19 protein-coding genes are annotated in these 22,586 nt (G+C 60.5%); 6 read left to right on the top strand and 13 right to left on the bottom strand.

Features of this window, described 5'->3' with window-relative positions; translation table 11 throughout:
- Position 1 precedes the first annotated feature (1 nt).
- The 8 genes from ACZZ0B_RS26845 to ACZZ0B_RS26810 form a co-directional block, all read right to left on the bottom strand.
- Entirely contained in the window at positions 2-898 is an 897-nt protein-coding gene (locus ACZZ0B_RS26845; protein WP_008078764.1) for a peptidoglycan DD-metalloendopeptidase family protein, read from the bottom strand.
- A 186-nt stretch (positions 899-1,084) separates the two neighbouring features.
- On the bottom strand, positions 1,085-2,035 hold the full coding sequence (locus ACZZ0B_RS26840; protein ID WP_008078765.1) for a response regulator: 951 nt from the start codon (positions 2,033-2,035) through the stop codon (positions 1,085-1,087).
- Positions 2,036-2,212: 177 nt separating this feature from the next.
- Positions 2,213-2,974 (bottom strand): phosphate signaling complex protein PhoU, encoded by a 762-nt coding sequence (gene phoU / locus ACZZ0B_RS26835; protein ID WP_007954334.1) that lies wholly within the window; start codon positions 2,972-2,974, stop codon positions 2,213-2,215.
- A gap of 122 nt (positions 2,975-3,096) precedes the next feature.
- Positions 3,097-3,930 carry a phosphate ABC transporter ATP-binding protein PstB gene (pstB, locus tag ACZZ0B_RS26830; protein WP_008078766.1) on the bottom strand — a complete coding sequence of 278 codons (834 nt, stop codon included), beginning with the start codon at positions 3,928-3,930 and terminating at the stop codon, positions 3,097-3,099.
- A gap of 132 nt (positions 3,931-4,062) precedes the next feature.
- Positions 4,063-5,733 carry a phosphate ABC transporter permease PstA gene (pstA, locus tag ACZZ0B_RS26825; RefSeq protein WP_463546643.1) on the bottom strand — a complete coding sequence of 557 codons (1,671 nt, stop codon included), beginning with the start codon at positions 5,731-5,733 and terminating at the stop codon, positions 4,063-4,065.
- Between the two features lie 16 nt (positions 5,734-5,749).
- A complete protein-coding gene (locus ACZZ0B_RS26820) occupies positions 5,750-7,783 on the bottom strand; it encodes an ABC transporter permease subunit (RefSeq protein ID WP_463546978.1) in 2,034 nt (677 codons plus the stop codon).
- Positions 7,784-8,321: 538 nt separating this feature from the next.
- The gene (locus ACZZ0B_RS26815) at positions 8,322-9,323 is read right to left on the bottom strand and encodes a phosphate ABC transporter substrate-binding protein PstS (RefSeq protein ID WP_008078772.1); all 1,002 of its coding nucleotides are present in this window, start codon (positions 9,321-9,323) and stop codon (positions 8,322-8,324) included.
- Positions 9,324-9,563: 240 nt separating this feature from the next.
- Positions 9,564-10,862, bottom strand: a complete 1,299-nt coding sequence (locus ACZZ0B_RS26810; protein ID WP_463546642.1) for an MFS transporter — start codon at positions 10,860-10,862, stop codon at positions 9,564-9,566.
- A gap of 376 nt (positions 10,863-11,238) precedes the next feature.
- On the opposite strand from ACZZ0B_RS26810, the gene ACZZ0B_RS26805 reads away from it, so the two are divergent.
- On the top strand, positions 11,239-11,643 hold the full coding sequence (locus tag ACZZ0B_RS26805) for an acyl-CoA thioesterase (RefSeq protein WP_003229628.1): 405 nt from the start codon (positions 11,239-11,241) through the stop codon (positions 11,641-11,643).
- Positions 11,644-11,700: 57 nt separating this feature from the next.
- A complete protein-coding gene (locus ACZZ0B_RS26800) occupies positions 11,701-12,600 on the top strand; it encodes a D-hexose-6-phosphate mutarotase (protein ID WP_463546641.1) in 900 nt (299 codons plus the stop codon).
- 168 nt (positions 12,601-12,768) lie between these two features.
- Here the strand turns inward: ACZZ0B_RS26800 and ACZZ0B_RS26795 are convergent, their stop codons facing one another.
- From ACZZ0B_RS26795 to ACZZ0B_RS26775, 5 genes are all read right to left on the bottom strand, one after another.
- The gene (locus tag ACZZ0B_RS26795; protein WP_008078784.1) at positions 12,769-13,305 is read right to left on the bottom strand and encodes a DUF3299 domain-containing protein; all 537 of its coding nucleotides are present in this window, start codon (positions 13,303-13,305) and stop codon (positions 12,769-12,771) included.
- A 93-nt stretch (positions 13,306-13,398) separates the two neighbouring features.
- Positions 13,399-13,644, bottom strand: a complete 246-nt coding sequence (locus ACZZ0B_RS26790; protein WP_007920223.1) for a GlsB/YeaQ/YmgE family stress response membrane protein — start codon at positions 13,642-13,644, stop codon at positions 13,399-13,401.
- 109 nt (positions 13,645-13,753) lie between these two features.
- The gene (locus ACZZ0B_RS26785) at positions 13,754-14,836 is read right to left on the bottom strand and encodes a 5-(carboxyamino)imidazole ribonucleotide synthase (RefSeq protein WP_463546640.1); all 1,083 of its coding nucleotides are present in this window, start codon (positions 14,834-14,836) and stop codon (positions 13,754-13,756) included.
- 10 nt (positions 14,837-14,846) lie between these two features.
- Complete coding sequence (purE, locus tag ACZZ0B_RS26780) at positions 14,847-15,338, bottom strand: 5-(carboxyamino)imidazole ribonucleotide mutase (RefSeq protein WP_007920220.1); 492 nt, start codon at positions 15,336-15,338, stop codon at positions 14,847-14,849.
- A 331-nt stretch (positions 15,339-15,669) separates the two neighbouring features.
- Positions 15,670-16,578 carry a LysR substrate-binding domain-containing protein gene (locus ACZZ0B_RS26775; protein ID WP_007962273.1) on the bottom strand — a complete coding sequence of 303 codons (909 nt, stop codon included), beginning with the start codon at positions 16,576-16,578 and terminating at the stop codon, positions 15,670-15,672.
- Between the two features lie 180 nt (positions 16,579-16,758).
- Between ACZZ0B_RS26775 and aspA the strand changes: the two genes are divergently transcribed.
- The 4 genes from aspA to ACZZ0B_RS26755 all read left to right on the top strand — a co-directional run bounded on the left by aspA (position 16,759) and on the right by ACZZ0B_RS26755 (position 22,572).
- Complete coding sequence (gene aspA / locus ACZZ0B_RS26770) at positions 16,759-18,183, top strand: aspartate ammonia-lyase (protein WP_053125149.1); 1,425 nt, start codon at positions 16,759-16,761, stop codon at positions 18,181-18,183.
- A gap of 608 nt (positions 18,184-18,791) precedes the next feature.
- Positions 18,792-20,240 carry an alanine/glycine:cation symporter family protein gene (locus ACZZ0B_RS26765; RefSeq protein WP_008078792.1) on the top strand — a complete coding sequence of 483 codons (1,449 nt, stop codon included), beginning with the start codon at positions 18,792-18,794 and terminating at the stop codon, positions 20,238-20,240.
- A 171-nt stretch (positions 20,241-20,411) separates the two neighbouring features.
- Positions 20,412-21,416 (top strand): asparaginase, encoded by a 1,005-nt coding sequence (locus ACZZ0B_RS26760; protein WP_463546639.1) that lies wholly within the window; start codon positions 20,412-20,414, stop codon positions 21,414-21,416.
- Between the two features lie 163 nt (positions 21,417-21,579).
- On the top strand, positions 21,580-22,572 hold the full coding sequence (locus ACZZ0B_RS26755) for an AraC family transcriptional regulator (protein WP_463546638.1): 993 nt from the start codon (positions 21,580-21,582) through the stop codon (positions 22,570-22,572).
- Positions 22,573-22,586: the final 14 nt, after the last annotated feature.

Genomic DNA, 22,586 nt, shown 5'->3' with positions numbered 1-22,586 from the left:
TTTACTGTTTGCCCAACGCAAAGTTGGGCAACGCCCCCAGCGGCTGGTTGAACTGGTAGGGAATCGACACCAGCCCCGCCCCGCTGTTGCGCTGCACCACAAAGTGCAGGTGCGGGCCGCTGCTGTTGCCGGTGTTGCCCGACAGCGCCAACGGACTGCCCACCGTCACCCTCTGCCCTTCGCGCACGCTCACCGAACCTTGCTTGAGGTGCAGGTACACGCCCATCGTGCCGTCGTCATGCAGCACCCGCACAAAATTGCCGGACGCATCGTTGCCGCGCCCGCTCTGCGAGTTTTCAGTTTTCACCACCACCCCTGCCCGCGCGGCAATGATCGGCGTGCCGACCGGCATGGCAATGTCCATCGCGTACTTGTTCTTCGGCCCGTAGTGGCTGTATTGGCCGTTGGCGCCTTGGCTCAGGCGGAACGGCCCACCGCGCCATGGCAGCGGATAACGATAGCCCTGCGCGGTGCCGGCAGGGTCACCGAGGGAATAGTGAAATTGCGGCGTGTACACCAGCGGCTGCTTGCCGGACACCGCCGTCAGCAACGCCAACCGCGTATTGCTGCGCGCCGGCAGCACCCGGCGGATGGTTTGCGCCGGCGCGCCGCGCACGTTGCTCATCCCGGTAAACGCCAGCGCCACCTCGACCGGCGCGTACAGATCGTTGCGCACGAAGACCACGTCGGCGCCCTTCTGCTTTTTGATGTCGAGGTATACCTGACGCTCCAGGCGCTCGACCATCCGGTCCTGAAAGACGAACACCTGCGCGCCTTTGCTCGGCCGGTCGCTGTAGGAGACCACGCCGTTGGCATCGGTGGATTTGTAAATGGTCATGGCCACAGCCGAGGTGGAGGCCATGAAGAGACCACAGAGAAACAGCAGGCGCGCGAGCATGGGCAAGAGTCTGTCGAAGTAAGGCCTGGGAGTGAGCCTAGCAGTTGTGACAGACCAGGCTAGTCGACAGATGTTTCAATTTGCCCAGCGCACACAGCAAAAGATCGCAGCCTGCGGCAGCACCTACAGGGAAATGCATTCCCATGTAGGAGCTGCCGCAGGCTGCGATCTTTTCTGGCGCCTCGATTACGCGCCGGGAACGAAGTGCTTCTGCGCCGTGCCGCGAGCGATCAGGCGGGAGATGTAGTCGAGCTTCTGCGCATCCTGGTCGACAAAACGGAAGGTCAGTTGCAGCCAGTCGCTGTCGGCTTTCTGCTCATGCGCGACGATGGCGTGCAGGTAACCGTTGAGGCGGGCGATTTCAGCATTGTCGCCCTGCTCCAGGTCGAGCACGGCGCTGTCGAGGATCTGCGGCAGGGTGTCGGTGCGTTTGATCACCAGCAGCGCTTCCTTGATGCTCAACGCCTTGATCACGCATTGTTGGGTGCCGCTCGGCAGACGCAGTTGACCCTGACCACGACCACCGGCCGGCGCTTTCGACGCTGCGGGGGCCTGCACCGGTGGGCTGTTGAGCAAACCACGCGACGGCGCTGCAGCTGCTGGCGCAGCGGCAGCCGGTTTGGCGAACGGGTTGACCGCCGCTGCCGGTGCGCCGCCGACCACAGCAGGCTTGCCACCGGTCAATGCGCTCAGCGAATCGTTGCCGAACGCCGAGTTCATCTTGGTCGGCGCGCTGTTCATCAGGGTGTCGAGCTTGCCGACCTTGTTCAGCGCCTGTTTGACCTTGGTCAGCAGTTGCTCGTTGGTGAACGGCTTGCTGACGTAGCCGGAAACGCCGGCCTGAATCGCCTGCACGACGTTTTCCTTGTCGCCACGGCTGGTGACCATGACGAACGGCATAGTCTTGAGATTGTCTTGCTCGCGGCACCAGGTCAGCAGTTCAAGACCGGACATTTCCGGCATTTCCCAGTCGCACAAGACCAGGTCGAACGCCTCTTTGGCCAGCATGGCCTGAGCCTTTTTACCGTTGACGGCGTCCTCGGTGCGGATCCCCGGGAAGTAATTACGCAGGCACTTTTTCACCAGGTCACGAATGAACGAAGCATCGTCCACGACCAACACACTGATCTTGCTCATCCAACACCCCTATTAAAATCCCGGCAAGCATAACGCTGGCTGATGGCACATTGCCAAAACTCTTCAGTCACGCCGGGACTTTTCGTTCGCGGGTGCTGCTTTTTAATTCGATCTGCCTTGTGAAAAGCAGAAACAAAAACGCCCGGCCAAAGGGCCGGGCGCTTTTCTCAGGCAATCTTACTTATCGTCAGCATCGCCCGGAACATTAGCGGTTTCGCCGCTTGTGCCCTCAACTTCTTCCTTCATGCGCTTGAGGCCCATGTGGCGCACGTCGGTACCGCGCACCAGGTAGATGACCAATTCGGAGATGTTGCGTGCGTGGTCACCGATGCGTTCCAGCGAACGCAGCACCCAGATGATGCTCAAGACCCGCGAGATAGAGCGCGGATCTTCCATCATGTAGGTCGCCAGCTCACGCAGGGCGGTTTTGTATTCGCGGTCGATGATCTTGTCGTACTGCGCCACCGACAACGCCAGATCGGCGTCGAAACGGGCAAATGCGTCCAGCGCATCACGGACCATGTTGCGTACCTGGTCGCCAATGTGACGAACCTCGACGTAACCGCGCGGCGCTTCACCTTCTTCGCACAACTGAATGGCGCGACGAGCGATCTTGGTCGCTTCGTCACCGATGCGCTCAAGGTCGATCACCGACTTGGAGATGCTGATGATCAGACGCAAGTCGGACGCCGCCGGCTGACGACGGGCGAGAATGCGCAGGCATTCTTCGTCGATGTTGCGTTCCATCTGGTTGATCTGGTCATCGATCTCGCGCACCTGCTGAGCCAGACCGGAGTCGGCCTCGATCAGCGCGGTCACCGCGTCGTTGACCTGCTTCTCGACCAGCCCGCCCATGGCCAGGAGGTGGCTGCGCACTTCCTCAAGCTCAGCATTGAACTGCGCAGAGATGTGATGGGTAAGGCCTTCCTTAGAAATCATTGTGTTCGCTCCGCAAAAGCTTTAACCAAGAGCTGCAAGCTACAAGCTGCAAGCTGAAATTTGTCGTTACGCTGAACCGCTTGGACTTGCCGCTCGCAGCTTGAAGCTCGCGGCTGCTTCAATCAGCCGTAGCGCCCCGTGATGTAGTCTTCGGTCTGTTTCTTCGCCGGATTGGTGAACAGGGTGTCGGTGTCGCCGAATTCCACCAGTTTGCCCATGTACATGAACGCCGTGTAGTCCGAAACCCGCGCAGCCTGTTGCATGTTGTGCGTAACGATGACGATGGTGAACTTGGATTTCAGCTCGTAGATCAGCTCTTCGACTTTCAGCGTCGAGATCGGGTCGAGGGCCGAGCACGGTTCATCGAGCAGCAGCACTTCCGGCTCAACCGCGATGGTACGGGCGATCACCAGACGTTGTTGCTGACCACCGGACAGGCCGAGTGCCGACTCGTGCAGACGGTCTTTGACTTCGTCCCACAGTGCCGCGCCTTTCAATGCCCACTCGACCGCTTCGTCGAGGATGCGCTTCTTGTTGATGCCCTGAATGCGCAGGCCGTACACGACGTTTTCGTAGATGGTTTTCGGGAACGGGTTGGGCTTCTGGAACACCATGCCGACGCGGCGACGCAGTTCGGCAACGTCTTCGCCCTTGCGATAGATGTTGTTGCCGTACAGGTTGATCGCGCCTTCTACGCGGCAGCCGTCAACCAGATCATTCATGCGGTTGAAAGTGCGCAGCAGCGTCGATTTACCGCAGCCGGACGGGCCGATGAACGCGGTCACGCGCTGTTTCGGAATGTTCATGCTGACGTCGAACAGGGCTTGTTTGTCGCCGTAGTACAGGCTCAGGCCGGGTACTTCGATGGCCACGGTTTCCTGTTCGAGGTTGAGGCTCTGCTTGTCGCGGCCCAGGGCGGACATGTTGATGCCGTGGGTATGTGCTTCGTGCTGCATGGGAGGCTCCCTGTGCTAACAAATTCGGTTCGGTTTTTTGTAGGAGTGAGCCTGCTCGCGATTCAGGCGCTGCGGTTTATCTATGAAACCGCGGTGTTGCCATCGCGAGCAGGCTCACTCCTACATAAGAAATCAGCTATCCAGTGCTTTGTATTTTTCGCGCAGGTGGTTGCGGATATATACCGCCGACAGGTTCAACGTGGCGATCACCAGCACCAGCAACAGCGCCGTGGCGTACACCAGCGGGCGGGCCGCCTCGACGTTCGGGCTCTGGAAGCCGACGTCATAAATGTGGAAGCCCAGGTGCATGATCTTCTGATCCAGGTGCAGGTACGGGTAGTTGCCGTCCACCGGCAGCGACGGCGCCAGTTTCACCACACCCACCAGCATCAGCGGCGCCACTTCACCGGCGGCGCGGGCCACGGCGAGGATCATGCCGGTCATCATCGCCGGGCTGGCCATCGGGATCACAATCTTCCACAAGGTTTCAGCCTTGGTCGCGCCGAGGGCCAACGAGCCTTCACGCACGGTACGCGGAATACGCGCCAGACCTTCCTCGGTCGCCACAATCACCACCGGCACCGCCAGCAGCGCCAGCGTCAGCGAGGCCCAGAGCAGACCCGGTGTACCGAAGGTCGGTGCCGGCAGTGCTTCCGGGAAGACCAAGCGGTCGACCGAACCACCGAGCACGTAAACGAAGAAGCCCAGACCGAACACACCGTAAACGATCGCCGGAACGCCGGCGAGGTTGTTCACCGCGATACGGATGATCCGCGTCAGGGTGTTCTGTTTGGCGTATTCACGCAGGTACACCGCCGCCAGCACGCCGAACGGGGTGACGATCATCGCCATGATCAGGGTCATCATCACGGTGCCGAAGATCGCCGGGAAAATCCCGCCTTCGGTGTTCGCTTCACGCGGGTCATCCGAAAGGAATTCCCAGATCTTGCTGAAGTAGAAACCGACCTTGGTAAAGGTGCTCATCGCGTTCGGCTGGTAAGCGTGAACCACTTTGCCCAGACCGATTTCGATCTCTTTGCCGTTGGCATCACGAGCGGTCAGCGCATCACGGTTGAACTGCGCATGCAGATCGGCCAGACGTGCTTCGATGTCCTGATAACGCGCGTTCAGCTCGGCGCGCTCGGATTCCATGTCCGCTTGCGCGGTGGCGTCGAGCTTGCCTTCCAGTTCCAGTTTGCGACTGTGCAGACGGATGCGTTCCAGCCCTGCGTTGATCGCACCGATGTCGGTTTTTTCCAGCGACTTCAGCTGTGCCGCCAGACCGTTTACCCGGTTGATCCGCGCTTGCAGCTCAGGCCAAGCCGCTTCGCCCTCGGCGATGACCTTGCCGTCCTGTTTGACGTTGACCAGGTAGCCGTAGAAATTGCCCCACTCGCGACGTTCGATCGCCATCAACTCTGGCGGCGTGGTCTGGTTGGTCAGCCACTCGCCGACGATCCAGGTGAAGTCGTTGCCGTTCAAATCACGGTTGCCGACCTTGATCAGCTCGCGGGTCATGAATTCCGGGCCGACGTCAGGCACCGGCAAACCAGCGCTCTTCAGACGTGCGCGCGGCACTTCTTCTTTCTGTACCACTTCACCGACGACCAGGTGATTGGCCTGGCCCGGGACGTCGTAGTTGGCGTGGATCAGATCCGCCGGCCAGAAGTGACCCAGACCGCGCACGGCGATCACTGCCAGCAGGCCAATGGTCATGATGACCGCGATGGACACCGCGCCACCGCTGATCCAGACGCCCGGGGCGCCGCTCTTGAACCATCCTTTCAGGGAGTTCTGTTTCACAGACTTCTACCTTTGCTTAAAGCGACGAGTATTTCTTGCGCAGACGCTGACGAATCAGTTCTGCCAGGGTGTTCATGACGAAGGTGAACAACAGCAGCACCAGCGCCGAGAGGAACAGCACGCGGTAGTGGCTGCCGCCGACTTCCGACTCGGGCATTTCCACCGCGACGTTGGCGGCCAGGGTGCGCAGGCCTTCGAACAGGTTCATTTCCATGACCGGGGTGTTGCCGGTGGCCATCAACACGATCATGGTTTCGCCGACCGCGCGACCCATGCCGATCATCAGCGCCGAGAAGATGCCCGGGCTGGCAGTCAGGATCACCACGCGGGTCATGGTCTGCCAAGGCGTAGCACCAAGTGCCAACGAGCCGAGGGTCAGACCGCGCGGCACGCTGAACACGGCGTCTTCAGCAATCGAGTAGATGTTCGGGATCACCGCGAAACCCATGGCCAGACCGACCACCAGAGCGTTGCGCTGGTCGTAGGTGATGCCCAGATCGTGGGAGATCCACATGCGCATGTCACCGCCGAAGAACCAGTTCTCCATGAACGGGCTCATGTACAGCGACAGCCAACCGACGAACAGAATCACTGGAATCAGCAACGCACTTTCCCAACCGTCCGGGACTTTCAGGCGGATCGATTCAGGCAAGCGACTGAAGGTGAAACCGGCGACCAGAATGCCGATCGGCAACAACATCAGCAGGCTGAAGATGCCCGGCAAGTGCCCTTCTACATACGGCGCGAGAAACAGGCCGGCGAAGAAACCGAGGATCACCGTCGGCATCGCTTCCATCAGCTCGATCACCGGTTTGACCTTGCGGCGCATGCCCGGGGCCATGAAGTACGCGGTGTAGATCGCAGCAGCAACCGCCAGCGGGGCCGCCAGCAGCATCGCGTAGAACGCGGCTTTCAGCGTGCCGAAGGTCAGTGGCGACAGGCTCAGTTTCGGTTCGAAATCGGTGTTGGCCGCGGTCGATTGCCAGACGTATTTAGGCTCGTCGTAGTTCTCGTACCAGACCTTGCTCCACAGCGCGCTCCACGACACTTCCGGGTGCGGGTTGTCGAGCAGCAGCGGTTGCAGCTTGCCGCCGGCTTCGACGATCACGCGGTTGGCGCGCGGCGACAGACCGAATACACCTTGGCCATCGACCACTTGATCAACCAGCAGCGTGCGGTGCGCGGTGCTGTGGAACACGCCGAGCTTGCCGCTGGCATCCAGCGCGAGGAAGCCTTTGCGACGTTCTTCAGCGGTGATTTCAACGATCGGCGTGGTGCCCATCTGGAAGGTGCGGATCTGCTTCAGGCGCAGCTCGCCGTCGGTGTCGCGGGCCATGAACCACTGGGCCAGACCGCCCTTGGAATCACCGACGATCAGCGAGATGCCACCGACCAGTTGCGTAGTCGCGGTGACTTCGGCGTCAGCGTTTTCCAGCAGTTTGTAGCGACCGTTGAGGCTCTTGTCGCGCAGGCTGAACACATCGGCCTGGGCACGACCGTTGACCACGTACAGCCATTGCTGGCGCGGGTCGACGAAGATGTTTTTCACCGGCTCGGTCATCTGCGGCAGATCGATACGCTTCTGCTCGTTGGTGACTTCGCCGGTCATCATGTTTTCTTCGCTGGACAGCGACAGGACGTTGAGTTGCGAACCGGTCGAGCCGACCAATATCAGGGTGGTGTCGGTGGCATTCAGGCTGACATGCTCAAGCGCACCGCCGGCTTCGTTCAGCGCGATCGGCGTGTCGCCGTACGGATATTCAATCGCCGGGGTGATGGTTTTCTTGCCATCGGGGTAGCTGACTTTGTAGGTGTGACGGAACACCAGTGCCTGACCGTTGGACAGGCCCACGGCCACCAGCGGTTGCCCCGGCTGGTCTTCACCAATGGAGGTCACGGTGGCACCGGCCGGCACCGGCAGATCGACGCGCTTCAGTTCAGCGCCACTGTCGATATCGAAGAACAGCGCCTGGCCTTTGTCCGACACGCGCATGGCCACCTGATTCTGCTCTTCGAGCGAAATCATCAGCGGCTTGCCAGCGTCCTGCATCCAGGCTGGGGTGATCGAGTCTTTCGCGGTCAGGTCGGCACCCTGGAACAGCGGCGCAACCACGTAGGCGAGAAAGAAGAAGATCAGGGTGATGGCTGCCAGCACCGCCAGGCCGCCAACGAGGACGTACCAGCGGGTGAAGCGATCCTTGAGCGCGCGAATGCGGCGCTTGCGTTGCAGCTCAGGCGTATTGAAATCAATGCGCTTGGGAGGGGAAGTCGTAGTCATTGGGGAATTGGCCAGATCATTCATGCGCACACCCTAGCGATCCTGTATGACAGAAAGATGACAATGCAGTGACGCACCAAATCCACCGCCAGCGGGTACTGGAGGAGGATCAAAGAATTCGAAGGTTCGCGGTGTCCGTGGGACCTGTACGGAACCGTTTGAAACCTGTGTAGGCGCTGACGAGGGAACCGAGGCTGCGATCTTTTGATCTTGCAGTCAGAGGCCAGATCAAAAGATCGCAGCCTCGTTTCCCTCGACAGCTCCTACAGGGGTTCCTGCAGATCCGGGGGGTTAGCCCGGATCTACGGGGTTACTTCTTTGCGACTTCAGCGCCGCCTTCTTGCAGACCGAGGTCAGCCAGTGCTTTTGCAGCAACCTTGGCTGGCAGCGGGATGTAGCCGTCTTTCACCACAACTTCCTGGCCCTGTTTCGACAGCACCAGTTTCACGAACTCAGCTTCCAGCGGAGCCAGAGGCTTGTTCGGGGCTTTGTTGACGTACACGTAGAGGAAACGCGACAGCGGGTACTTGCCGTTCAGGGCGTTTTCTTCGGTGTCTTCGATGAAGTCAGTGCCGCCCTTCTTGGCCAGCGCAACGGTTTTCACGCTAGCGGTTTTGTAGCCGATGCCCGAGTAACCGATGCCGTTCAGCGAGGAGCTGATCGACTGCACAACCGACGCCGAACCTGGTTGTTCGTTAACGTTTGGTTTGTAGTCGCCTTTGCACAGGGCTTCTTCTTTGAAGTAGCCGTAGGTGCCGGATACCGAGTTACGACCGAACAGTTGCACTGGCTTGTTGGCCAGGTCGCCGGTCACGCCCAGGTCGCCCCAGGTTTTCACGTCGGCTTTGGCGCCGCACAGACGGGTCGACGAGAAGATTGCGTCAACCTGTTCCATGGTCAGGTGCTGGATCGGGTTGTCCTTGTGCACGAACACGGCCAGGGCATCCACGGCAACCGGGATAGCGGTTGGCTTGTAACCGTACTTCTGCTCGAAGGCAGCCAGTTCGGTGTCCTTCATCTTGCGGCTCATCGGGCCCAGGTTGGAGGTGCCTTCAGTCAGCGCAGGTGGCGCAGTGGCGGAGCCAGCGGCCTGAATCTGGATGTTTACGTTCGGGTATTCTTTTTTGTAGTTCTCAGCCCAGAGGGTCATGAGGTTGGCCAGGGTATCGGAGCCGACGCTGGACAGGTTGCCCGACACACCAGTGGTCTTGGTGTAGCTCGGGATAGCAGGGTCAACAGCGGCGAACGCGTTGGCAGTCGCAACGCCAGCAGCGACAAAAGTCATTGCCGCCATCAAACGCTTCAGTTTCATGCCTTACTCCTAGCAGATAGGGTGTGTTAAGTCGGGGCCAAGTATCAGCAGGCCGTGTGAACACTCTATGGCTGAAATATGACAATTGGATGAAAGGCCAGCATGTCGCGACAGATCGTTCCCACGCTCTGCGTGGTAACGCCGCCATGGACGCTCTGCGTCCGCATTTGAGAGGTGACGCGGAGCGTCACGGGATGCATTCCCACGCGGAGCGTGGGAACGATCAGGCGGGAGGGAAAATCAGCGGCCCTTCTTCCAGAGCCACGCCCCCACCAGCATCCCCATCGTGCACAGCACCGCCACATAGTAGGCCGGCCCCATCGCGCTTTCTTTCAGCAACAGACTCACCACCATCGGCGTCAACCCACCAAAGATCGCGTAAGCCACGTTGTACGAGAACGACAACCCGCTGAAGCGCACCACCGGCGGAAACGCTTTGACCATCACATACGGCACCGCACCGATGGTGCCGACCAGAAACCCGGTCAGCGCATACAGCGGGAACAGCCAGTTCGGGTGATCGGCGAGGCTGTGATAGAAGGTCCACGAGCTGATCAGCAAGCCCAGGCAACCGAACACAAACACCCGACCGGCACCAAAGCGATCCGCCAGCGCACCGGAAATGATGCAGCCGATGCTCAGGAACACGATCGCCAGACTGTTCGATTGCAACGATTGCGTCGGCGTGAAGTGATAGACCGTTTGCAGCACGGTCGGGGTCATCAGGATCACCACAACGATGCCAGCAGAGAGCAACCAGGTCAGCAGCATCGAGATCGCAATCGCGCCGCGATGATCACGCAGCACCGCCCGCAGCGGCACTTCCTCAGCCAAGGCTTTACGTTGTTGCAGTTCGGCGAACACCGGGGTTTCGTGCAGCCAGCGGCGCAGATACACCGAGAACAGACCAAATACGCCGCCGAGCAGGAAAGGGATCCGCCACGCGTAATCGGACACTTCTGCGGGCGTATAGATGCTGTTGATCGCGGTGGCGACCAGTGAGCCGAGCAAAATGCCAGCGGTCAGGCCGCTGGTGAGTGTGCCGCAGGCGTAACCCATGTGCTTTTGCGGCACGTGTTCGGAAACGAAGACCCAAGCGCCCGGCACTTCCCCGCCAATCGCCGCGCCCTGAATCACGCGCATCACCAGCAGCAGGATCGGCGCCCACATGCCGATCTGTGCATACGTTGGCAGCAGACCCATGATCAGGGTCGGCACGGCCATCATGAAAATGCTCAGGGTGAACATCTTCTTGCGGCCCAACAGGTCGCCGAAGTGCGCCATGACGATGCCGCCCAGCGGCCGCGCGAGGTAGCCGGCGGCGAAGATGCCGAAGGTCTGCATCAGGCGCAGCCACTCGGGCATGTCGGCGGGGAAGAACAACTTGCCGACCACGGTGGCGAAGAAAACGAAGATGATGAAATCGTAGAATTCCAGCGCACCGCCGAGGGCGGACAGCGACAGAGTCTTGTAGTCATTGCGGGTCAACGGTCGTGCGGGTTGCTCGGGCTGCGCGAGGCTCGAAGGCGCTGTGGTCATGGCAAGGGCTTCTCTTATAGTCGGATCTGCCGCCACAACAACGCTGGCGGTGGCTTGGGCAGGTTCGGCACCATAGCAAATTGTTCGAAAAAGCACATAGAGGCGCGTATTTGACGGTCAAAATCAGAACCGGATGGTCGTCGCGGAGTCTACCGACCGATATACTCGCAACCTGCTCCGGTTTGTAGGGGGTTGCTGTGCGAAAACGTCGTTGGCCCGGCCTTTGCTCGGGATTAGCCGGTTTCGCAGAGTTTCTCCTTCAGGCGGCTTATGGAAAACGTGACGAACGTAGTATGTTCGGTGCTGAATCGTTTTTCCTGAAGACGGCTACCACCCGCAATACCAACAAGAGTCACGGGTCAGAGGCACCCCCGGCATGATAGAGCTCGAACAAGAAGATCCGATCCCGCAAGGCGACCTGGCCCTGCAAATCACCGCACTCCCACGCGAAACCAACGGCTTTGGCGATATTTTCGGCGGCTGGCTGGTGGCGCAGATGGATTTGGCCGGCACCGCAATGGCCAGCCGTGTCGCTGGCGGTCGCGTCGCCACGGTTGCCATCGATCGCATGGCGTTCCTCGTGCCGGTCGCTGTCGGCGCGCAATTGTCCTTTTATACCCAGACCCTGGAAATCGGCCGCAGCTCGATCCAGATGATGGTCGAAGTGTGGAGCGACGATCCGCTGTCCAGCGAGTGGCGTAAAGTGACCGAAGCGGTCTTCGTCTTCGTCGCCATCGACGGCAGCGGTCGCACACGCTCGGTTCCACCGCGCGCGCGTTAAACCTCGCGGCCGTTTGACGGTCGATTGTTGTCCTTGTTACTGATCGAGAGCTGTCCCATGAACACGCCCAACGTTGAAGCCGTGAAACTGGATGAACTGAACTGCTGGCGCATCCGCCACGGTCAGGCCGAAGTGCTGGTGGCCCAGCAAGGCGCGCACATCCTCAGTTATCAGATCGATGGCCAGCCGCCGATCATCTGGCTCAACGACAAGGCCGACTTCAAGACAGGCAAAAGCATCCGCGCCGGTGTTCCGGTGTGCTGGCCGTGGTTTGGCAAGTTCGAGCGCAACCCGCAGAGCGTGCAGGCCATGTACACCGGCGATCAACCGGCGTCCGCGCACGGTCTGGTGCGGGCGATGGATTGGGAGTTGGGTGGCATCGAATCAGAGGCTGACGGCGTCAAGGTCGAGTTCAAACTGCCCTACCCCGAAGGCGGCCTGCCGGGCTGGCCGCATCAGGTCGATCTGACCCTGACCCTGCATTTGTCCGAGCAACTGAGTTTCAGCCTGACCAGCCATAACCGTGGCAGTGACACCGTCAGCCTGAGCCAGGCGCTGCACACCTATTTCGCGGTCAGTGATGTGCGCAACGTGCACGTCGATGGCGTGGATGGCTTGAATTACATCGAGACGCTGGATGACTGGAAAACCAACCGTCAGCAAGGTGACCTGCAGTTTGCCGGTGAGACCGACCGCATCTACCTCGACGCTCCGCCGCAGCTGAGCATCGTCGACGCGGCCTGGGAACGACGCATTGTGCTGACCTGCACCGGCTCGCGCACGGCGGTGATCTGGAATCCGTGGATTGACCGCGCGGCCGCGCTGGCGGATATGGATAACGATGGCTGGCAGCGCATGTTGTGCATCGAGACGGCGAACGTGATGGATGACATCGTCACGCTGGCACCGGGCGCGAGCCATACCATGGGTGTCAGTGTCGCCAGCACACCGCTCTAACCAACACCGCCAAACCCAATGTGGATGTGAGCCTTTGTGGCGAGGGGATTTATCCCCGATGGACTGCGCAGCAGGCCCTGCTCTTTTAAAAGCGGGGTCGCTTCGCAACCCATCGGGGATAAATCCCCTCGCCACAGGGCTCATTCCCACATTTGTTATGTGCAGGTTCTAAAGATCAGACTCCTGCACCACCCGCACTTTGTCCGCGTCCAGCGCATACGCCGCGTCAGCCAGGTCATTGCTGACCTTCTCGACTTTCAGCGTGCCGGTCACCCACAGCGGCGTATAGATATCGTCCAGCTTCAAACCCTTCGGATAACGCACCAGCACCAGTTGATTCGGCGGCGGTGGCGGCACGTGAATGCAAGCGCCCGGATAAGGCACGAGGAAGAACAGCGTGCTGCGACCCTTGGCATCGGACTCCAACGGCACCGGATAACCACCGATGCGGATGTGCTTGTCGTTCATCGACGCCACGGTTTTGGTCGAATACATCACCGCCGGCAGACCTTTGGCCTGCTTCATCCCGCCCTTCTCGGTGAAGGTGCCGGTGGCTTCCGGGGAGTTGTGGTCGATTTCAGGCATGGCCTCGAGGGCCTTTTGGTCCGACTTGGGCATCAGTTCGAGCCAGTCGGTTTCCGGCAGTTCGCCGGCGTGGGCCAAACCGCTGCCCAGGAACAGGAGAGTCAACAGAAGACGGCGCATGAAGGTGCTCGGTATAGAAAGGAATGAACGTTGAATCGCCGAGCATTCTAGCCCTCCCGGCCACTTTGGCAGAGAGGGCTTTGTCGCTTTGGATCAGTTCTTTTTGATCAGGCCGTAGATCACCAGCAACACGATTGCGCCAACCAGTGCGCCGATGAAACCTGCGCCCTCGCCCGCGTGATAGATGCCCAGAGCCTGGCCGCCGTAAGTGGCCGCCAGCGAACCGCCGATACCGAGCAGGATGGTCATGATCCAGCCCATGCTGTCATCGCCCGGTTTCAGGAACCGAGCCAGCAGGCCGACGATCAAGCCGATAAAGATGGTTCCGATAATTCCCATGGCAATTCCCTCTCAGTAGTAGATATGCGAAGCCTAGTCAGACTTTGGCATCCTGCCATGAGAGAACGGCGGCCCCTGAATGGTTCCGCCGCTGCCACATGAAACTGTTTTACTCGGCGATCAGCGCTTCGACCTTGATGATCTGCGCCTGCAGCGTGGCCATGTCCGCGCAGCGCAGGTTGGCGTGACCGACCTTGCGCCCGGCCTTGAACGCTTTGCCGTAGTGATGCAGGTGGCAATCGTCGATGGCGATGACCTTCTCAACCGGCGGTACCACGCCGATGAAGTTGAGCATCGCGCTCTCGCCAACCTTGGCCGTCGAACCCAGCGGCAGGCCGGCAACGGCGCGCAGATGGTTTTCGAACTGGCTGCACTCGGCGCCTTCGGTGGTCCAGTGCCCGGAGTTGTGTACGCGCGGGGCGATTTCGTTGGCTTTGAGGCCACCGTCGACTTCAAAGAACTCGAACGCCATCACGCCGACGTAGTTCAACTGCTTGAGCACACGGCTCGAGTAGTCTTCGGCCAATGCCTGCAACGGGTGATCAGTGCTGGCAACGGACAGCTTGAGAATGCCGCTGTCGTGGGTGTTGTGTACCAGCGGATAGAACTTGGTTTCGCCATCGCGGGCGCGCACCGCGATCAGCGAGACCTCACCGGTGAACGGCACGAAGCCTTCCAGCAGGCAGGCAACGCTGCCCAGTTCGGCGAAGGTGTCGACCACATCTTCCGGCTTGCGCAGGACTTTCTGGCCTTTGCCGTCATAACCCAGGGTGCGGGTTTTCAGCACGGCTGGCAGACCGATCGAAGCCACGGCAGCATCCAGATCGGCTTGCGATTGAATGTCGGCGAAAGCCGGGGTCGGGATGCCCAAGTCCTTGAACATGCTCTTTTCAAACCAGCGATCGCGAGCGATGCGCAGGGCTTCGGCGCTCGGGTAGACCGGGACGAATTGCGAAAGAAATGCCACGGTTTCGGCCGGGACGCTTTCGAACTCGAAGGTCACCAGATCGACTTCATCGGCCAATTGGCGCAGATGATCCTGATCGCCGTAATCGGCCCGCAGGTGTTCGCCCAGCGCAGCGGCGCAAGCGTCCGGCGCAGGGTCGAGGAAAGCGAAGTTCATGCCCAGCGGAGTGCCCGCCAGGGCCAACATGCGACCCAACTGGCCGCCACCGATTACACCGATCTTCATCTCAACAACCTCAGGCAATACGTGGGTCTGGATTGTCCAGGACGCTGTCTGTCTGCTCGGCACGGAAGGTTTTCAGTACCGCGTGGAACTGCGGATGCTTGGCGCCGAGGATGCTCGCCGAGAGCAGCGCGGCATTGATCGCGCCGGCCTTGCCGATGGCCAGAGTGGCGACCGGAATGCCCGCTGGCATCTGCACGATCGACAGCAGCGAGTCGACGCCCGAGAGCATGGCCGATTGCACCGGCACACCGAGCACCGGCAGGTGGGTCTTGGCCGCACACATGCCTGGCAAGTGGGCTGCGCCACCGGCACCGGCGATAATCACCTCGATGCCGCGGCTTTCAGCCTCTTCGGCGTACTGGAACAGCAGATCCGGGGTACGGTGGGCAGAGACCACTTTGACCTCGTACGGGATGCCGAGCTTTTCCAGCATATCGGCGGTGTGGCTAAGGGTGGACCAATCGGACTTGGAGCCCATGATCACGCCAACCAGTGCACTCATCGTCGCGCCTCTTCTCTCTGGAGCGCCCGCAGGCGCGTCATAAAACAACAAGCCACGCAGGTTGCGTGGCTTGATTGTACGAAAAATGGCCGGACGTGCCGGCCGAAGGCCGCGCAGTATACCGCAAAGAAAGCAATAAACAGCCCCCTGCGCGACCATCTGTCATCTGCCGCAAATGCCCGGTTTTATTGACCTGAAGGTCAGCGACAGAACACCGTAAATCCCTTGTAGGAGTGAGCCTGCTCGCGATGGCGGTGTGTCAGTCACATCGTCGCTGAATGTGCTGACGCTATCGCGAGCAGGCTCACTCCTACATTTGAATTGCGTTTAGTCAGGAAGCTTGCGCGGCGCCGCCTTCAAGCTTGCGCCACAGCAATCGCACGTTGGCCTTGCGTACCAAGGCGCAGCGATAGAGGCGAATTTCCAGCGGCACATGCCATTGCGGGCCACCGCAGACCACCAACTCGCCACGAGCCAATTCAGCACGCACGCTCAATTGCGGTACCCAGGCGATACCCAGGCCTTCCAGCGCCATGCTTTTAAGGCTGTCAGCCATTGCGGTTTCATAGATGGTGGTGAAGCGCAGCTGACGCTGACGCAGCAAGCCATTCACCGAACGCCCGAGAAACGCCCCGGCGCTGTACGCCAGCAACGGCACGCTCGCCTCTCCCTCCAGATCGAACAACGGCTTGCCGTCAGCATCCGCCGCGCACACCGGCAGCATCTCGGTCTGGCCCAAATGCAGCGACGGGAAAATTTCCGGGTCCATCTGCATCGCCGCGTCCGGGTCGTAGAACGCCAGCATCAGATCGCAGCCCCCTTCACGCAAGGCATGCACCGCATCGCCGACGTTGGTCGCGACCAGCCGCGTGGCGATGTTCAGCCCTTCATTGCGCAACTGCGCGATCCAGCGCGGGAAGAAACCCAGCGCCAAGGAGTGAGCGGCAGCGACTTGCATCACTTCGCCCTGCCCGCCTTCCAGATGATGCAAATGGCGCAGCACTTCACCGAGCTGTTCAACCACGGTGCGTGCGGTCACCAGAAACAATTGCCCCGCCGCCGTCAGCTCGATCGGCGTGCGCGAGCGGTTGACCAACGTCAGCCCCAGCGCCGCTTCGAGACTGCGGATCCGCCGGCTGAAGGCCGGCTGGGTCACGAAGCGTCGTTCAGCGGCCTGCGAGAAGCTGCGGGTGGCGGCCAGGGCACTGAAGTCCTCGAGCCATTTGCTTTCCAGATTCATCACGTCCTCCCGGACACGCACCAAAACAGGTCACACGTCTGCCGCGCACGCGGCGTCACACGGGCATTATGCCGAATGTGCATAGGGCAGTGCTTAACAGCATTGGCCCAAAAATTCGCACAAGCCTAGCATTCGCAGCGTTCCGGCACAGACCGGGTCCATATCGAGATGATTTCTATCATGTCCTCCGCTGCATCTTTCCGCACAGAAAACGACCTGCTTGGCGCCCTCGAAGTACCGGCTCAAGCGTATTACGGCATCCAGACCCTGCGAGCGGTGAACAACTTCCGTCTCTCCGGCGTTCCGATTTCGCATTACCCGAAACTGGTTGTCGGTCTGGCAATGGTCAAACAGGCCGCTGCTGACGCCAACCGCGAGTTGGGTCACCTGAGCGAAGCCAAGCACGCTGCCATCAGCGAAGCCTGTGCCCGATTGATCCGCGGTGATTACCACGAAGAGTTCGTGGTCGACATGATTCAAGGTGGCGCCGGTACTTCCACCAACATGAACGCCAACGAAGTGATCGCCAACATTGCCCTCGAAGCAATGGGCCACCAGAAAGGCGAGTACCAGTACCTGCACCCGAACGACGACGTCAACATGGCGCAGTCGACCAACGACGCTTACCCGACGGCGATCCGCCTGGGTCTGTTGCTCGGTCACGACACCCTGCTGGCCAGCCTCGACAGCCTGATTCAAGCGTTTGCGGCCAAGGGCAAAGAATTCGATCACGTCCTGAAAATGGGCCGTACCCAGCTGCAAGACGCCGTGCCGATGACCTTGGGTCAAGAATTCCGTGCTTTCGCCACCACCATGGGCGAAGACCTGGCCCGTCTGAAGACGCTGGCCCCGGAACTGCTGACTGAAGTGAACCTGGGCGGCACCGCGATCGGTACCGGCATCAACGCCGACCCACGTTATCAAGCGCTGGCTGTTCAGCGTCTGGCCCTGATCAGCGGTCAACCGCTGGTTCCGGCGGCCGACCTGATCGAAGCGACTTCCGACATGGGCGCCTTCGTACTGTTCTCCGGCATGCTCAAGCGCACCGCGGTCAAGCTGTCGAAGATCTGCAACGACTTGCGTCTGCTGTCCAGCGGCCCACGCACCGGCATCAACGAAATCAACCTGCCAGCGCGTCAGCCAGGCAGCTCGATCATGCCTGGCAAGGTCAACCCGGTCATCCCGGAAGCTGTGAACCAGGTTGCGTTCCAGGTCATCGGTAACGACCTGGCGCTGACCATGGCAGCCGAAGGCGGCCAACTGCAGCTGAACGTGATGGAGCCACTGATCGCTTTCAAGATCTTCGACTCGATCCGCCTGCTGCAACGCGCCATGGACATGCTGCGCGAGCACTGCATCGTCGGCATCACCGCCAACGAAGCGCGCTGCCGTGAACTGGTCGAGCACTCGATCGGTCTGGTCACCGCACTGAACCCGTACATCGGCTACAAAAACGCCACCCGCATCGCCGGTCTCGCCCTTGAAAGCGGCCGCGGCGTGCTGGAACTGGTGCGCGAAGAAGGTCTGCTCGACGAAGCCATGCTCGCCGACATCCTGCGCCCGGAAAACATGATTGCTCCGCGTCTGGTTCCGCTGAAAGGCTGAACCGATGCGTAATTTGTAGCACCGCTCACCAGGTCGAGGGACTAGACACCTCTCACCTTTTGAGGGCTTGGGGATTTAGTCCCCAGGCCCTTTTTTTTAACTATTTGATCCTGAGACCCGTATGTCTGGGGACTGCTTTATGTCGAGGCAAGCCCTTGTGGCGAGGGGATTTATCCCCGTTGGGTCGCGAAGCGGCCCCAATACCTGCAATCGCGATGTATCAGGTACACCGCGTGCGATGGTTTTGCGACTGCTTCGCAGCCGAACGGGGATAAATCCCCTCGCCACAGGGTTTGCTTCAGCAAAGGAGCAGTTCCTGTACAAGCCCGGCGCCGGTAACGCCGGGTGTTTCAAAGCCTCGTTTCGTCGCTTGCACCACTACCGTGCAGACGGGCGCGTCACTGATCGGTATAGTGCCGCCCCTCTTCGCGTGAGCGGTCGTCGGTAACGAGGCCACAACCCATGCGAAACCCGAACTAATAACAAACCCGCGAAATGGATCCGGGACGAAACCTTCGCCTCACCTGTCGTGCCGTGCGCACACCGGTGTAACACGATATTTCTTCCATCCAGCATTTGCTTACACAATAAACAGCGAGGAAAAATCCATGCTCGAAGTCATTAACGACTTCCTCTCAGGGAAAGTACTGATCGTGCTCATTGTCGGGCTCGGTAGCTACTTCACGATTCGCTCGCGTTTCGTTCAATTGCGGCACTTCTTCCACATGTTCGCGGTGTTCCGCGACAGCCTCAAGGGCAGCGCCGGGCAACTCAGCTCGTTTCAGGCCCTGATGCTCAGCCTTGCCGGCCGAGTGGGTGCAGGCAACATCGCCGGTGTCGGCATCGCCGTGACCCTCGGTGGTCCAGGTGCAGTGTTCTGGATGTGGGTCACCGCGCTGGTCGGCATGTCCAGCAGCTTCTTCGAATGTACTTTGGCCCAAGTCTACAAACGCGCCGATGGCGATGGCTTGTACCGTGGCGGCCCGGCCTACTACATTCAGCACGGCCTGAAGCTGAAAGGCATGGCAGTGGTGTTCTCCGTTCTGCTGCTGGTCACCTACGGCTTCGCCTTCATCGGCCTGCAGTCCTACACCGTGACCCACTCGCTGCAGAACGCCTTTGCCTTCGACCCGCGCCACACCGGTATCGTCCTGGCGGTGCTGCTGGCCATTACCTTCCTCGGTGGCATCAAGCGCATCGCTTCGGTGTCCGACCTGCTGGTTCCGATCAAGACCCTGGCCTACATCGGCGTGACCCTGTACGTGATCGGCACCCAGATCGAGCACGTGCCAGCCATGCTGGAAACCATCTTCAAGAGCGCTTTCGGCCTTGACCCGGCCTTTGGCGGCCTGCTCGGCAGCGCTATCGTCATGGGCGTGAAGCGTGGCGTGTTCGCCAACGAAGCGGGCCTGGGCAGTGCGCCGAACGTCGCCGCCGTGGCCGCTGTGAAGCACCCGGGTGCGCAAGGCGTGGTTCAGGCTTTCAGCGTGTTCCTCGACACCTTCGTGATCTGCACCTGCACCGCGCTGCTGATCCTGCTGTCGGGCTTCTACACCCCGGGCTTCGAAGGTGACGGCATTGTCCTGACCCAGAACTCGCTGGCCGCCGTGGTCGGTGACTGGGGTCGCATGTTCGTCAGCGTCGCGCTGTCGCTGTTCGTCTTCACCTGCATCCTCTACAACTATTACCTGGGCGAAAACAGCCTGCAGTTCCTCACCCGCAACCGCGCCGCGTTGATGGTTTTCCGCGGCCTGGTGCTGGCGCTGGTGGTCTGGGGTTCGATGCAGGATCTGACGACCGTGTTCGCCTTCGCCGACATCACCATGACTTGCCTGGCCTTCGTCAACCTGGTGGCCCTGGCCATGCTGTTCAAGGTCGGCATGCGTGTGATGCGCGACTACGACGGCCAGCGCCGTGCCGGCGTCAAACAGCCGGTGTTCGATTCGAGCAAATTTGCCGATCTGGACCTCGACCTGAACGCCTGGCCAGCCAACCCGTCTGCTGCTGTCGGCAAGACTGAAGCCGAGCCGCAAGGCGTGCCTGCAGCGCAACGCTGACAGGTGAATGACGGGCGCATCCCCTGCGCCCGTCAGTTATTGTGATGCAATAACTTGTAGGAGCGAGCCTGCTCGCGATAGCTGTCTTTCAGCCAACATCAATGTTGAATGATGAAACGCCATCGCGAGCAGGCTCGCTCCTACAGGGACCTCATCGTTTCGGAGAATCCTATGAACCCTTCGACTTATCCCGCCGCTCAACACGTCATGGTGCTCTACACCGGTGGCACCATCGGCATGCAGGCCAGTGCCAACGGCCTGGCCCCGGCGTCCGGTTTTGAAGCGCGGATGCGCGACTACCTGCACAGCCAGCCTGAGCTGGTGGTGCCGCAATGGCGCTTTCGCGAGATGTCGCCGCTGATCGACAGCGCCAACATGACCCCGACCTATTGGCAGCAACTGCGTGAAGCGGTAGTCGATGCGGTGGATGTGCAAGGTTGCGACAGCGTGTTGATCCTGCACGGCACTGACACCCTGGCCTACAGCGCCGCGGCGATGAGCTTCCAGTTGCTCGGCCTGCACGCACGAGTGTGCTTCACCGGCTCGATGCTGCCGGCGGGCGTGACCGACAGCGATGCCTGGGAAAACCTCGGTGGCGCGCTGGTTGCCCTCGGCCAAGGCCTGGCGCCGGGCGTGCATCTGTACTTCCACGGCGAACTCCTGGCGCCGACCCGTTGCGCGAAAGTGCGCAGCTTTGGCCGTCATCCGTTCAAGCGTCTGGAGCGGCAGGGTGGCGGTGTGAAAGCCTCTTCGATTCCAGCGTCGTTGAACTACAACCAGTCGAAGCAACTGGCCAAAGTTGCCGTGCTGCCATTGTTCCCCGGCATTAGCGCTGGAGTTCTTGATGGCCTGCTCGACAGCGGCATTCAGGGTCTGGTGCTGGAATGCTACGGCAGCGGCACCGGGCCGAGCGACAACCCGGAGTTTCTGGCGAGCCTCGGTCGTGCGCGGGATAACGGCGTGGTGGTGGTTGCGGTGACGCAATGCCATGAAGGTGGGGTTGAGCTGGATGTGTATGAGGCGGGCAGCCGCTTGCGTGGGGTTGGCGTGTTGTCCGGTGGGGGCATGACCCGTGAGGCGGCGTTTGGCAAGTTGCACGGGTTGCTCGGTGCTGGGCTTGAAACTGAAGAAGTGCGCCGCCTGATCGAACTCGACCTCTGCGGCGAACTCCTCTGACACCACCCCGCCCTTGTAGGAGCAAGGCTTGCCCGCGAATGGCCCACCTCGATGACACAGATACACCGTGTCATCGTTCTTCGCGGGCAAGCCTTGCTCCTACAAGGACCGCGTACGGCATATAAATTGCTGCATTCCAGCTATCTCAAGGCTGGAAGATCCCATGCTGCACTCCCACCTCACTACCCTCAACGCGGTCTCGCTGATCCTCAACACCTTCAAAGCCGAAGGCCTGTCGAGCGAGGCGCTGCTCGCCGGTAGCGGCATCAGTGCCGCGGATTTGCACCGGGCCGACACCCGCATCACCACCAACCAAGAGATGCAGGTTTGCGCCAACGCGGTCGCGCTCAAGCGCGATATCGGTCTGGAACTGGGCCGGCGCATGCACGTTTCTTGCTACGGCATCCTCGGTTACGCGCTGCTGACCTGTGCCACCTTCGGTGACGCTTTGCGTTTGGCGATCCGTTATCCGGCGCTGTTGGGAACACTTTTCGAACTGAGCCTGGAAGACGATGGCGAGCGCGTCTGGTTCGTTGCGGCGGACTATCGCGAAAGTCCGGCGATGGCGGTGTTCAATGCCGAGTTCTGCCTAGTCTCGCTGAAGGTGATTTGCGATGACCTGCTCGGGCATCCTCTGCCCTTGCTTGCCACGCGGTTCGAACACGCAGCGCCGGATTACCGCGACCGTTACGCCGAGCACTTCGAATCGCCATTGCACTTCGCCACCAAGGACAACGCGTTCGCCTTCGACCGCCACTGGCTCGATCAACCGTTGCCTTTGGCGGATGCCATTACCCACCAAGCCATGGCCGAACGTTGCCGCAAGCAGAATCTTGAGTTCACCGGGCGTCAGGCATGGCTGGGGCGCATTCGTCAGTTGCTCAGTGCGCAGTTGAATGCCGCACCGGGGCTGGAAGGATTGGCGCAGCAGATGAAGTGCTCACCACGCACGTTGCGCCGGCACCTGAAGGACATGGGCAGCAGCTATCAGGAACTGCTCGATGAGCTGCGCTTCGAGCGCGCCAAGCAGATGTTGTGTGAGGACCAGTTGCCGATCTACCGCATTGCCGAAACCCTCGGTTTCAGCGAGACCGCCAGCTTCCGCCACGCCTTCGTGCGCTGGAGCGGCGTCGCCCCGAGCCAGTTCCGCGCTTAAGATAAATCAGGCAC

This window comes from Pseudomonas sp. AC247 (genome assembly GCF_979258015.1).
The sequence above is the reverse complement of the archived record's forward strand: the minus strand, read 5'-3'. Positions and strand labels throughout refer to the sequence as shown.

Bases quoted from the DNA above. Each gene is read 5' to 3' on its own strand.
- ACZZ0B_RS26775 (WP_007962273.1), bottom strand. From the start codon at position 16,578: ATGAATCTGGAAAGCAAATGGCTCGAGGACTTCAGTGCCCTGGCCGCC.
- ACZZ0B_RS26790 (WP_007920223.1), bottom strand. From the start codon at position 13,644: ATGGGAATTATCGGAACCATCTTTATCGGCTTGATCGTCGGCCTGCTG.
- ACZZ0B_RS26760 (WP_463546639.1), top strand. From the start codon at position 20,412: ATGAACCCTTCGACTTATCCCGCCGCTCAACACGTCATGGTGCTCTAC.
- ACZZ0B_RS26810 (WP_463546642.1), bottom strand. From the start codon at position 10,862: ATGACCACAGCGCCTTCGAGCCTCGCGCAGCCCGAGCAACCCGCACGA.
- ACZZ0B_RS26815 (WP_008078772.1), bottom strand. From the start codon at position 9,323: ATGAAACTGAAGCGTTTGATGGCGGCAATGACTTTTGTCGCTGCTGGC.
- ACZZ0B_RS26765 (WP_008078792.1), top strand. From the start codon at position 18,792: ATGCTCGAAGTCATTAACGACTTCCTCTCAGGGAAAGTACTGATCGTG.
- ACZZ0B_RS26820 (WP_463546978.1), bottom strand. From the start codon at position 7,783: ATGCAGGACGCTGGCAAGCCGCTGATGATTTCGCTCGAAGAGCAGAAT.
- ACZZ0B_RS26845 (WP_008078764.1), bottom strand. From the start codon at position 898: ATGCTCGCGCGCCTGCTGTTTCTCTGTGGTCTCTTCATGGCCTCCACC.
- pstB (WP_008078766.1), bottom strand. From the start codon at position 3,930: ATGCAGCACGAAGCACATACCCACGGCATCAACATGTCCGCCCTGGGC.
- phoU (WP_007954334.1), bottom strand. From the start codon at position 2,974: ATGATTTCTAAGGAAGGCCTTACCCATCACATCTCTGCGCAGTTCAAT.
- ACZZ0B_RS26805 (WP_003229628.1), top strand. From the start codon at position 11,239: ATGATAGAGCTCGAACAAGAAGATCCGATCCCGCAAGGCGACCTGGCC.
- ACZZ0B_RS26755 (WP_463546638.1), top strand. From the start codon at position 21,580: ATGCTGCACTCCCACCTCACTACCCTCAACGCGGTCTCGCTGATCCTC.
- ACZZ0B_RS26785 (WP_463546640.1), bottom strand. From the start codon at position 14,836: ATGAAGATCGGTGTAATCGGTGGCGGCCAGTTGGGTCGCATGTTGGCC.
- ACZZ0B_RS26795 (WP_008078784.1), bottom strand. From the start codon at position 13,305: ATGCGCCGTCTTCTGTTGACTCTCCTGTTCCTGGGCAGCGGTTTGGCC.
- purE (WP_007920220.1), bottom strand. From the start codon at position 15,338: ATGAGTGCACTGGTTGGCGTGATCATGGGCTCCAAGTCCGATTGGTCC.
- ACZZ0B_RS26840 (WP_008078765.1), bottom strand. From the start codon at position 2,035: ATGAGCAAGATCAGTGTGTTGGTCGTGGACGATGCTTCGTTCATTCGT.
- ACZZ0B_RS26800 (WP_463546641.1), top strand. From the start codon at position 11,701: ATGAACACGCCCAACGTTGAAGCCGTGAAACTGGATGAACTGAACTGC.
- aspA (WP_053125149.1), top strand. From the start codon at position 16,759: ATGTCCTCCGCTGCATCTTTCCGCACAGAAAACGACCTGCTTGGCGCC.